The organism is Rheinheimera sp. B2H12, from assembly GCF_059620065.1.
In genome coordinates this window covers 4,171,573-4,185,153 of sequence record NZ_CM184363.1, presented here as the reverse complement: position 1 = coordinate 4,185,153, position 13,581 = coordinate 4,171,573, and the positions used below count along the sequence as shown (strand labels likewise).

Below are 13,581 nucleotides of genomic sequence, written 5' to 3'. Positions count from 1 at the left end.
GCGCGATGACCCGGACTGACAATGCACCGATTCTGTTGCTGACTATATAGGACAAATGAGACACTTGCAACAAATGAGACTAATTTTTCAGCAGCTCAGACGTGGGCGCGCAGGCTCGCGGTCAGGCAGCAAATCTGCCAATCTGAATGATGCAGGCCAGGTGGATGGCAGGTAAGAAGGCAAGCGCAGCTACGCTGCTCTAGTCCAAGTATTAAAACGTCGGTAATTTTTACACCCTGCTTTGACTGTAGCACAGCAATCTGGCTATCAGATTGAATCGTCAGTTGTTTTTGCGCAGCTAAATTTTGGCGTCATCTTTGCTTTGTGCCGGTTTCAGCGAATAGGTCGCTGCAACTGAATAATGGAGAAATACCTAATGAAGGATATAACCCGTGTTGTACTCACCATGCTCGTGAGTCTGCTGTTTTCGGCACCGTTACTGGCAGGCCCGATCCTGGTGATTGATGCCGCCAGTCAAAAGCTCACTGCCGCCAAAGGGGTGGTGGTGGATGGACTCAGTTATGACGTCGAATTTCTGGATGGAACCTGTCAGTTGTTGTTTGCAGGTTGTGACGAGGCGTCAGATTTTATCTTTGGCAATGATCTGAATAAAAACCGGCTGGCCAGCACTGCGCTGATGGAACAGGTATTTCGGGATATACCGGCGCTGGGCCGCTTTGACAGTTTTCCTGAATTGACTGAAGGCTGCAGCGATGTCACCGAATGTTCGGTACTGACGCCGATGTATCTAAACGGCAATACAGTGGTGGCGCATTCTTTTATTAACTATGTGGTGGATAGTTTTGACGATGAAATTCTGGACCAGACATTTTTAGCCCCAGCGCTGCAGTTAAATCAATTTCCGGCATTCACCTGGGCGGTCTGGCGACCGGCTTCGACAGTGCCGGCACCGGCAGTTTTTTGGTTATGGTTACCCGCTATGCTGTTGTTGTTGCGCCGGCGCTAAAGCGCTTGTCCAGATAGGGTGGGCAATCACAGCTCTGTGTGAACGAATAGAGCCTTGCTTGAAAAAACTCAATGCGGTGTGTGTGTTCAGCGCTGTCGCTAAATACAGCCCAAAATATCGCCCGCATTGAGTATAAATAACCATGCTAAGCCACAGTCGCCCTACACCATAAGTCTTTGCAACCCCCAAAATCGGCGGCTTGCTGAATTTTGTAATATCAGGCGACTATTTTTGTGCTGAACTTTTGTTTATGTTTAAATGGCTATTCAGGTTTAGGATGAAAAAGAAGCCAAAATTGAAAGCCGGTATGTAAAAGTATTGGCTTTGTCAGGCAGATTAACGTCTGAGGCATATGGGTATTTTTAGCTGTCGTCAGCTTCTGGATATAGATAATTGATGATTTATGACCGGAAACTGGCTGATAGTGAAAATTGTTTCATTTCCGCAGTCAAAAGGCTTATTCAGTCAGGTTGGCTCTTTTTGTTGCTGTCTTTTACTGCGACAGCGAAAGACCCGATTCAGTTTTTGCATTTTGGGCAGAACTTACTGCTTCAGCCGGCAGCACAAGGCTATAGCTTTAGTCATCAAGGACAGCGACTTGCGATCGAACTCACGAACAGACTGATCCTGAAAACTGAACCAGTGATGACTGCTGCATCGATTCAAGGTTTGCACCCTGCGATACAGCAGGTACAGCAACTGGCGGTGCTGGATAACACAGTATTGTGGTTGGTGCATCTGACTTCGGAGCACGAATTACCGGCCTTGCTATTGTTATTGCAGCAGCAAAAAGGCGTGCTCTATGCTCAGCCAGATCTGCAGCAACAGCGGCAAAAAGCCGAGTTGGCGTCAGACCTGTCAGAATACCAGACGCTCACCCCAGAGACAGCGCAAAAACCGCAACGCCCAATCAGATTCGCAGTGATCGATGATGGTTTTTCACCGCATGTCGTGGACCAGAGTGGTTTTCGCCAACTTGTGCAGTATGACGCAGACCTAAAACTTGCCGACGCCAGCCCTAAAACAGCACAAGATAAACATGGCGACAAAGTACTGAGCTTAGTGGCGCAGTCTGGTGGCTTAGACCCAAAGGCACAGCAGCCTATTGAGCTTATCAGCATTCGGCAGGTATCAAGCTGGACTTCGGATATCGTATTGGCTTTTGCTGTCGCCCGAATGATGCAAGCGGATCTAGTCAACAGCAGTTGGATATTGGCTTTTTTACCTGAACCTTTATTTGATTTGCTACACGACTGGTCTGAACAAGAGCAACCTTATTTGGTGTTTGCTGCAGGCAATAATCGGCTGGATGCATGTAAAGATAATGCATTTAGCCAACTGCCTGCCGCAATTATTGTGGCCGCATTGGATTCTGCACAACGTTTAATGGTCGCTTCTAACTATGGACCATGCGTCGACTTAATGGCTCCAGGAACACATCAGTTGCACTTTCCAACACAAGTGGGACAGAGATTTAATGGCACTTCGGCTGCTGCTGCCTATGTCAGTGGTCAGTTGTTAGGTTTGCTTAAGCAGAATCAAAAACCGGATTTAATCACTTTACAGAAAAAACTGCGGGAACTATCGCGATGAATTAAAAGCGCTAACTGTATACGGCATAACTAAAATTGTGGGATTATGAAAAAAAAATCCTCATGTTTTCCTGAATAATGGAATGTCGTCATGCTTGAAAATGAAAACGCAACCAAGGACCAGCCTCAGGACCTGTATCAGGTGATGGATTACAACGCTGAATACAGTGCTAATTTGCCTGCTTTACTCAAGCAACTGAACATAGCTTTGGCCTTTACCTCTTATCAGGCAGGCCGTTTAATGCTGGTTCGCAGTGATGGCGAGCGGTTGGATATAAACTACAAAAGCTTTCCTCGCCCTATGGGCTTGAGTGTTACAGAGAACAGCCTGACACTGGGCACCTTTACCCAGGTGATTAAATTTCAGCGCGAAGATGGTTTGCTGCAGCAAATTAAACAGCCGTTAGTGCCGATAGAGCAAGATATTACCGCCCCCCGAATAAAACCGAAAACGCCTGCTGCAGCAGAACCCAAAGCAGTTGCCCCTGAGCTGGCGGAAGGTGTGGAAGAACAACAACTCAGTGCCGAGCAACAAGCGCAAATGAAAGTGCAGCAACAACAACTTGCAGCGTTTGACGAGCAGTTGATGGCACCCTTAGATGAACGGGTAGATAGCTGCTTTATAGCCCGCAGCGCGCATTACACGGGCATGATCAATATTCATGACATCGATTGGGGAACAGAAGGCTTGTGGGCTGTGAACGCCAGTTTTTCCTGTTTATGCACTTTAAGCCCTGATGCCAGTTTTATTCCACGCTGGAAGCCCTATTTTATTTCTGAGTTAGTGCCAGAAGATCGCTGCCATTTAAATGGCATGACATTAAAAGACGGCAAACCTGCTTATGTCACAACCTTTTCTACTTTCAACAAACTTGATTTATGGCGCAAAGGCAATAAATTAGACGGCACTTTAATAGATGTGCAGCAAAACAAAATTTTGCTGCGGGGCCTGGCCATGCCACATTCGCCGCGTTATTACCGCGGCAAAGTGTATTACTGTAACTCAGGTGAAGGCCAGTTGTGTTGTTATGATCCAGCGACAGGCCAGAATACAGTGTTGGCTGAAGTGCCAGGTTTTACCAGGGGCATGGACTTTTATGGCCCCATTTTAATATTAGGTTTGTCAAAGGTGCGGCAAAGCGATGTGACAGTCCCCGCTCCTTTGGCTGAAAAATATACCGAAACTTATTCCGGTATCTGGTTATTTGACCTTGACAGCTCCGAAACCATCGCCAATCTTAAGTTCACCGGAAATGTGGACCAGATTTATGATGTGGCGGTATTGCCCAATTGCAGTTTTCCGGAGCTGATTGAGCCTGAACACCCCCGCATGCGCAACCACTTCTGTTTTCCGCCTCTGGCCGCAACAGAATGAAACACAGACAGTGATTAATCCAAGGATGTACCCATGAAGTCCAAACCCCATACCTTAGCCCTCAAAGCAGGTCTTAAAGCCTTGTGGCCAGCCTTACTGTTGGCGCAACCTGTGCAGGCTTCAGTGCGCAGCAGTTCAGTGTCCCGCGCTATGCAAAAACGCACAGTGATAGCAGCGCCTCAGGCGTCCAGCCAGAGCCGCAGCACTGAGCAACAAAGCAATCCTTTTGCCGCTTTTGGTCAGCCGCAGCAGGCAGAGCAGCAACAGGTGGTAGAGCCAGCCACTGAGCTGTTGGCGCAACTAAAAGCACAGGGCTTATTTAAAGTTGGGCAATTGAAGCAGGCTTCGGGCTCCGGTGACAGATTAAGTTTTAGAAAAGAGTTCTCAAGCGACTTTCCTCCAAATGCGAGTTACGTAAGTTGCCCCAATGCTAGCGACTCGGCTTCTTATCTCACTCTTCATCCGAGTGGGACTCCTTGTGGTTTGAACTATAGAACTAAAGTTGTCGAGGGGAATACCTTTGCTGAGTGCGAGGCTTTATATAATCAATGCTTAGGAGGTGGCGGAGGGGGCGACACCAATCCGCCAACTGTTACGATAGTCGTGGCGGATACCGCGCTACGGATTGGCGAAACCTCGCTGGTGACTTTCACTTTTAGTGAAACTGTCACTGGTTTTACTAATGCCGATCTGACCATAGCCAATGGTACATTAAGCAACGTCAGCAGCGTGGATGGTGGCACCACCTGGACGGCAACTTTGACGCCAACCGTCGATATGACTGATACCAGCAATTTTATTACGCTGAATAAAGCCGGTGTTGCCGATCTGGCTGGTAATCCTGGTGTCGGCACTACAGACTCGAACAATTACACCATAGATACAGTGCGTCCTACAGCCACCATAGTGCTGGCAGATAATTCTCTGACTATAGGTGAAACCACTGCGGTGACTTTTACCTTCAGCGAAGCAGTGACAGGTTTTACCAATGCGGATTTGACGACAGACAACGGTACTTTGAGTAGTGTCAGCAGTAGTAACGGCATCAGCTGGACAGCGACATTTAGGCCAACCGCCAGTACGACTGACACCACCAACCTGATTACCCTGGATAACACGGGTGTGACGGATGTAGCAGGTAATGCCGGTACTGGCACCACTAATTCGAGCAACTTTGTCATAGATTTAGTTCGGCCAACGGCGACTATAGTGATCGCCGATACCACGCTTACTGCTGGTGAAACCTCGTTAGTGACGATTACGTTTAGCGAAGAAGTGACTAATTTCAGCAGTGCTAGTATGAGTTTGAGCATCGGCTCCCTCGGCACGCTAAGTTCAGCCGATGGTGGAAAAACCTGGACTGGTTTGCTGACACCGCCGGGCAATACCCTCAGTAACGGCAACCAGATGGGGTTTAATGCTGGAGCTATCAGAGATTTAGCCGGCAATGCCGGTTCGGGGCTGGTGTTATCAAATCTGTTTAATGTGCAGACACAAGGACCAGCGGCCAGTGTCACCCTAAGCGATACGGCTTTATTGGCTGGCGAAACCTCATTAGTGACTGTGACATTTACAGAAGCCGTTACCGGTTTTACCAGTGATGATATCAGTGTGGCAAATGGCAGTTTAAGCGGGCTGAGCAGTAACGATGGTGGTTTGACCTGGACTGCGACCTTTACACCCACTGTCAATGTTGAAGTAGCGACGAATTTGCTCAGTGTCGACAATACAGGCGTCATTGGTGTGGTTTCCGGCATCGCTGGTGTGGGTGCAAGCAACTCTGCCAATTACAGCATAGAGACAGCAAGGCCAACAGCCAGCATAGTGCTGGCAGATAATTCTCTGACGATAGGTGAAACCACTGCGGTGACTTTTACCTTCAGCGAAGCTGTGACAGGTTTTAGCAATGCGGATCTCACGATAGACAACGGTACTTTGAGTAGTGTCAGCAGTAGTAACGGCATCACTTGGACAGCGACATTTACGCCAACCGCCAGTACGACGGACACCACCAACCTGATTACCCTGGATAACACGGGTGTGACGGATGTAGCAGGGAATGCCGGTACTGGCACCACTAATTCGAGCAATTTTGTCATAGATTTAGTCCGGCCAACGGCGACTATAGTGATCGCCGATACCACGCTTACTGCTGGTGAAACCTCGTTAGTGACGATTACGTTTAGCGAAGAAGTGACTAATTTCAGTAGTGCTAGTATGAGTTTGAGCATCGGCTCCCTCGGCACGCTAAGTTCAGCCGATGGCGGAAAAACCTGGACTGGTTTGTTGACACCGCCGGGCAATACCCTCAGTAACGGCAACCAGATGGGATTTAATGCCGGAGCTATCAGAGATTTAGCCGGCAATGCCGGTTCGGGGCTGGTGTTATCAAATCTGTTTAATGTGCAGACACAAGGGCCAGTGGCCAGTGTCACCCTAAGCGATACGGCTTTAGTGGCTGGCGAAACCTCATTAGTGACTGTGACATTTACGGAGGCCGTTACTGGCTTTACCAGTGATGATATCAGTGTGGCAAATGGCAGTTTAAGCGGCCTGAGCAGTAACGATGGTGGTTTGACCTGGACTGCGACCTTTACACCCGCTGTCAATGTTGAAGCAGCGACGAATTTGCTCAGTGTCGACAATACAGGCGTCATTGGCGTGGTTTCCGGCGTCGCCGGTGTAGGTTCTAGCAACTCTGCCAATTACAGCATAGAGACAGCAAGGCCAACAGCCAGCATAGTGCTGGCTGATCGTTCTTTAGCTATCGGTGAAACCTCTGCGGTAACCTTTACTTTCAGCGAAGCAGTGACAGGTTTTACCAATGCGGATCTCACGATAGCAAACGGTACTTTAAGCGCAGTCAGTAGCAGCAACGGTGGTATCACCTGGACCGCGACCTTGACGCCAAACGCCAATATCACTGATGCCAGCAATGTGATTACCCTGGATAACACGGGGGTGACGGATGCAGCAGGTAATGCTGGTACTGGTACCACGGATTCGCATAACTATGCGATAGATTCTGTCCGGCCAACCGCCTCAATAGTGGTGGCTGAGATTTCATTGACTGCAGGCGAAACCTCGCTGGTGACCTTTAATTTCAGTGAAGCAGTGACCGGTTTTACCAATGCCGATCTGACGATAGCCAATGGCACTTTAACTGCCGTCAGCAGTGGTGATGGTGGCATCAGCTGGACAGCGACTTTTACGCCAACAGCCGATATGACCGATACCAGCAATCTGATTACGCTAAATAATAGCGGCGTGGCAGATTTGGCTGGTAATGCGGGTACAGGGACAACAGACTCCAATAATTACAGTATTGATACGGCCAGACCGACAGCGACCATAGTGGTGGCGGATACAGCGCTGCGTATCGGCGAAACGACGACAGTGACCTTCAGTTTCAGTGAAGCTGTGACTGGTTTTACTGTCGCGGATGTGAGTGTCGACAATGGCAGTTTATCCGCCCTGAGCAGCAGTGATGGTGGCATCACCTGGACTGCCACCCTGACGCCAGTGGCCAGCGCCACGGCTGCCAGTAATGTGCTGACATTAGACAATAGCGGCCTAGCAGATACGTCTGGTAATAGCGGCACTGGCAGCACCACCTCCAATAACTATGCGGTCGATACGGAAGCGCCAGCGGCACCTGCACAGCCAGATTTAGTTGCTGCGGCTGACAGTGGTTCCAGCAATAGCGATAACATCACCAACGTCACTACACCGACCTTCAGTGGTACAGCGGAAGCAAACAGCACGGTAGAAGTGTTTGCTGGCGCGACCAGTCTGGGCACAGTGCAGGCCAATGGCAGCGGTGTATGGAGTTTGACTATCGCTGGTGGTTCAGCCTTGGTGGATGGCAGTTATGCCATCACGGCAACGGCGACAGACTCGGCCGGTAACCCAGCACTGGCGCCATCAGGGGCCTTAGCTATCACCATTGATACCACAGCGCCGTCTCAACCCGCAGCACCGGATTTAGCCGAAGCCTCAGATAGCGGTAGCAGCACGACTGATAATCTGACTAAATTGCAGAATATCAGCCTGCAAGGTGGCTCAGGTGCGGTAGAAAACGGTGCCAGTGTCAGGATCCGTTCAAGTCTGGATGGCGGCTTAACCTCAGTCGCGGCGGATAATAATGGTGCTTACAGCTTGGCTGTGACTGGCTTAACGGCTGGAAATCACAACCTGGTGGCGATAGCCACAGATATCGCTGGCAACCAGAGTGTCGACTCAGCACCACTGGCGGTGGTGATTGATATCACGGCACCAGCGCTTGGTGGTTTTGCCTTTGATCAAGCTTCAGTGACAGATGCCAATCAGGCGGCGGTTAGTTTCAGCCTCAGTGGTGCTGAAGTGGGCGCCACGGCCGAATACAGCATCAGCAGTAACAATGGCGGCAGTCCGGTGCAGGATTCTTTTGTGGTATCCGCTGCCAATCAACAAATCAGTGGTCTGAATGTCAGCGGCTTAAACGATGGGCAGTTAACGGCCAGTCTGTTGCTGACCGATGCCGCCGGTAACAGTAACAATCCGGTGGCGATAGCCACGGTGGCAAAAGATGCCGAAATTCCGCAGCTTAATACGCTGAGCATTGTTGACGGGGATTATAAAGCCGGCAGCAGCATCAGCTTTAGCCTGACCTTTAGTGAAAACCTGGTGTTATCGGGGACGAACGCAGATTACAGTCTGAGCATTGAGATTGGTGGCGTCAGCCGTCAGGCAGTGCTGACCGGCAATAACGCCGGCGTGTTAACCTTTAGCTATACAGTGCAGCCGGGTGAAAATACCAGCAGCACTGGGGTCGCTGTTGCCAGCAATGGCTTGTCACTGCAAAACGGTGCCAGCATCAAAGATACCGGCAACAATGCCGCCAACCTGAACTTCAGTGGCGTTCAGAACAGTGCGGCTCAGGTAGATACCACAGCGCCGGTGCTGGCGGTGGTGACAGATCCGGCGCAAGCGTTGTTTGTCAACGCGCCGAATTATCAAATTAGCGGTACCCATGCTGAAATTGGCCTGAAAATTCATTTATACAATGACACAGGCAATGATGGCAGTGCCGATGGCACTGAGCTGGCAACTGTAGTGGTGGATGCAGATGGCAACTGGACGCTGTTGCAGCCATTAACGGCTGATTCCGCCCACAACTTTGTGGTGGTGGCAGAAGATGCCGCGGGTAATTTGTCACCGGCTGTGGATGTGCCGACCATTACTGAAGACTCTATTGCGCCTGCGGTTGCGGTGATCACCACGCCGGTGAGCGCCATTGCAGTGAATACCAGCACGCAATTAATCAGCGGTAGTCATGCCGAAGATGGGGTTAGTGTCGAGTTGTTCGCGGATGCCGACAATAACGGAGTGCCGGATAACAATACGGTGTTGGCAACTGGGCTCGTTGGTGCAGAAACAAGCGGTAGTTGGTCGCTAAGTGCAGCATTAACGCAGGATGCTGAGAATAACTTTGTGATAATTGTCAAAGACAAAGCAGGAAACGTCTCTGGGGCTGTGGATGTCGCTACTATCACTCAGGATGCTGTGGCGCCTGTGGTGACCGTCAGTACGCTGGCAACTGCCGACTCGACGCCAGCGCTGACAGGGACTGTCGATGACACGACCGCGGTGTTAAGCCTGGTCGTAGGCGGCAATAGCTATGTGCCGGTCAATAACGGCAATGGTGGCTGGACCCTGGCGGATAATCAACTGGCAGCGCTGGCGCATGGTGTCTACGAGGTGGCGGTCAGCGCGACCGATACCCAAGGCAATGTCGGTACTGATGTATCCAGCAATGAACTGACAATTGATTTATTACCACCGTCTGGTTATAGCGTGGCAATTCAGCAAAACCGGATTGATGCCAGCAACCACAATGCACTGAGTTTTGTCTTCGCTGGTGCTGAAGTGGGTGCAAGCTACAACTATGTGATTTCTGATGGCAGCAACACTGTGACCGGGACTGCACTGATTACTGCTGCCAATCAGCAGGTGGGTGGTATCAATGTCAGTGCGCTGGCTGAAGGCACCTTGCAGCTGAATGTGACTCTGATGGATAGCGTTGGCAATACCGGCGCTGCGGCCACTGCCACTGTGCTGAAACGTTACAATGTCAGCCCGGACATTAGCGGGACTGCACAGACCTCAGTGCAGGAAGATAGTCTGTATAGCTTCACGCCAACCGCGACAGATGCAGATACCGGCACAACGCTAACTTTTAGTATTGTCAATAAACCAGGCTGGGCAACGTTCAATGCTGCCACCGGGGCCTTAACCGGTACTCCGGCGAACGCTGATGTCGGTGTCACCACAGGTATTGTGATCAGTGTCAGTGATGGCGAATTCTCGGCGGCACTGCCCGCCTTTACTCTTACTGTCAACAACGTCAACGATGTGCCGGTGGTGACTGGCAGGGAAGTGACGCTGGCAGAAGATAGTTCGGTGACCTTGACGCTCATCGGGGAAGATCAGGATGCCGATGTACTGAGTTTTGACATTGTCAGTCAGCCTGAACATGGCACGGCCACACTGTCAGGCAATACCCTGGTGTACACACCTGCGGCAGATTACCAAGGCACCGATAGCCTGAGCTATGTGGCGAAGGATGCGGTCGCCGCGTCTGAACCTGCCAGCATCAGCTTCCAGGTGACGCCAGTCAATGATGCGCCAGTGGCAGTCAATGACAGCTATACCTTGGCACGTAGCGCCAATCATCAGTATGGACTCAATGTGCTGGCGAATGACTCGGATGTGGATGGCGATACGCTGACGATTGACGGCGCCTCCAGCAGTGTTGGCACTGTGGTATTGAATGCTCAGGGCTTAACCTTGACCGTGCCTGAGTTGTACGTTGGACCAGTCAGCCTGAGTTATACCCTGATTGATGGGAAGGGCGGCCGGGCCAAGGCTGAGGTCAGTCTGATTATTACAGGTGGCGATGCGAACAACTTGCCGGTGATCACAGTGCCAGCGGATATCAACACCAATGCCACGGCCTTGTTTACCCGGGTGCCGCTAGGCACAGCCACTGCTGTGGATAGTAACGGCCGGCGGCTGCGGGTGAGCTTGATCAATGGTAGCTTGTTCTTTGCGCCAGGCGCCCATCTGGTGTACTGGCAAGCGACGGATGCGGCGGGCAATACCGCCACCAAAGCGCAGAAAGTGAATGTCAGTCCGCTGGTGTCGCTGAGCAAAGATCAGCTGGTCAGCGAAGGCAATGAGGTGGTGGTCGATATTATCCTCAATGGACCGGCGCCAGTGTATCCGGTGCAGGTGCCTTATACCGTCACGGGCAGTGCCGATGGCAACGACCATACCCTGGTGGCTGGTGTGGCTGAAATTAGCAGCGGTACCAGTACGCAACTGCGCTTTACTGTGCTGGAAGACAGTCAGGTTGAAGGCAATGAAGATATCATGGTGACGCTGGATGATAGCCTCAACCGTGGTAGTCAGCGCAGTAGCCGGATTGTGATTAGTGATAGCAATATTGCGCCTGTGGTGGCGTTGGCTGTGCAGCAACAAGGCGAAAACCGGCTGACGGTGAGTCAGGATGCGGGTGAAGTTACGATCAATGCCACTGTGACGGATGCTAATAGCAATGATCAAGTCAGCGGTGAGTGGCGTGTTGAAAAACTGACCAATGTCACCAGCACGACCAGCGAACTGCGGTTTGATCCGGCTGAACAAGCGCCAGGCTTGTATGAAATCAGCTATACCGCCACTGACAATGGCACGCCCACACTTTCGGCCAGCAACCGGGTCTTTGTGGTGATCCGGCCGGCCTTACCGACACTCACAACTGCCGATTCCGATGGTGATTTAATCCCGGACGAACAGGAAGGTTTTGCTGATAGCGATAATGATGGTATTCCGGATTATCTGGATGCGTTAAGTGAATGTAACGTGATGCCAACTGAATTGCTGGGTCAAACCGAGTTTGTCGCTGAAGGGGATCCGGGCGTTTGTTTACGTCTGGGTACTATCGCTGCGACAACCGATGCCGGGGGTCTGCAAATCAGTAAAGACGCGGTGAATACGGATACGGCTGCCGTCAATATCGGCGGGATCTTTGACTTTATTGCTTATGGCTTGCCAGAGCAGGGTCAAAGTTACAGCCTGGTGTTACCACAACGGTTACCGGTGCCGGCCAATGCGGTGTATCGCAAGTTCTCTGAGATGACGGGTTGGGTCGATTTTGTCAGCAATAGCCGTAACTCGGTGGCCAGTAGCCAGGGCGAACGTGGTTATTGTCCACCGCCGGGTGATGCCAGCTGGAGTGCCGGTTTAACCGAAGGGCACTGGTGTGTGCAAGTGACAGTGCAGGATGGTGGACCGAATGATGCCGATGGTATCGCCAACGGGGCTATTGTCGACCCGGGTGGGGTGGCTGTGGCACTGGATGGCAATCAACTGCCGGTCGCGAAGGCCGATGCAGCCAGCACCTTCGGCGATGTTGCTGTGGTGGTGAATGTATTAGCCAATGATAGTGATGCAGATGGAGATGCCTTGACGGTTAGTCAGGCGGTGGCCGGTTTTGGTGTGGTGACAGTGTTGGCGGATCAACAGCTGAGTTATCTGCCCAATGCAGATTTTATCGGCACTGATGTGCTGGTTTACAGTGTCACCGACGGCAAAGGCGGTACTGCCAGTGCTGAACTGAGCATCAGCGTGGTTGCCAATACGGCGCCGGTGGCGTTGAACGATACGGCGTCGACGGATGATAAAACCGCGATCAGCATTGCGGTGCTTGCCAACGATAAAGACGATGATGGCCAGCGGTTGACTATCAGTGCAGCCACTGCGGTGCAAGGCACTGTGACTATTAGTGCTGACCAAAAGCTGCTGTATACGCCAAAACGTGGTTTTAACGGCGTCGATACCATCCGCTATACCGTACAGGATGGTGTGGGTGGCGAAGCCAGTGCCGAGGTCAAAGTTACAGTGCAGGCTTATGTGGATGTGATGATTAGCAACAAGTCGAGCGGCGGCAGTCTGACGCTGTGGCTGGTACTGGGATTAGCGGCAGCTGTGGTGTTGCGGCGCAAACAACGGCTGCTGGCCAGCGCCTTGGTGTTGCTGGCACCAGCCAGCCAGGCAGCTAGTGATTGGTATGGCCAGGCTGGTGTTGGGCTGAGCCGGGCCGATGTGGTCGAAAGCCGGCTGGCAACGCAGGCACCAGCCGGGGTGTTGCTGGATTTTGATAAAAAGAGCCAGTCGTACAGCCTGAATCTTGGTTATCAGTTGCTGCCGCGGCTGGGGCTGGAACTGGGTTACCTTGACTTGGGTAAAGCCGGCGTCAATATCAAAAGTGACAGTCTGACACCGGCGCAATACCATGAATTGGTCAAAGCGGTCAGTCCGGTGCTGGTCGATGGCTGGACGCTGGCAGCACGCTGGACCTTGTGGCAAAACGACAGTTTCCAACTGGAACTTCCAGTCGGGCTGATGCGCTGGGATAGCAGTATCCGCAGTCAGATGGGAGACAGCGTGAAAAAAACCACAGCCGAAGGCACAGATCTGTTTTACGGTCTGCAGCTGAATTATCAGTTAGCAGCCGACTGGCAACTGGGGGTGGCGGTGCAGCAGTTGGACCTAGCGCCGAACGCTGTCAGTCACTGGCAGCTATTGTTACGCTATCAGTTCTGACG

The 13,581-nt window shown here is 51.6% G+C and carries 4 protein-coding genes; all 4 read left to right on the top strand.

The genetic code is table 11. From position 1 onward, the window contains the following. Positions 1 to 376: 376 nt before the first annotated feature. The 4 genes from AC53GJ_RS17975 (at position 377) to AC53GJ_RS17960 (ending at position 13,579) form a co-directional block, all read left to right on the top strand. Complete coding sequence (locus AC53GJ_RS17975; protein WP_496729774.1) at positions 377 to 967, top strand: hypothetical protein; 591 nt, start codon at positions 377 to 379, stop codon at positions 965 to 967. 645 nt (positions 968 to 1,612) lie between these two features. Further along, positions 1,613 to 2,560, top strand: a complete 948-nt coding sequence (locus AC53GJ_RS17970) for a S8/S53 family peptidase (RefSeq protein WP_496729773.1) — start codon at positions 1,613 to 1,615, stop codon at positions 2,558 to 2,560. A gap of 90 nt (positions 2,561 to 2,650) precedes the next feature. After that, entirely contained in the window at positions 2,651 to 3,934 is a 1,284-nt protein-coding gene (locus AC53GJ_RS17965; protein ID WP_496729772.1) for a TIGR03032 family protein, read from the top strand. Positions 3,935 to 3,967: 33 nt separating this feature from the next. Beyond that, positions 3,968 to 13,579, top strand: coding sequence for an Ig-like domain-containing protein (locus AC53GJ_RS17960; protein WP_496729770.1), 9,612 nt, complete (start codon positions 3,968 to 3,970; stop codon positions 13,577 to 13,579). Positions 13,580 to 13,581: the final 2 nt, after the last annotated feature.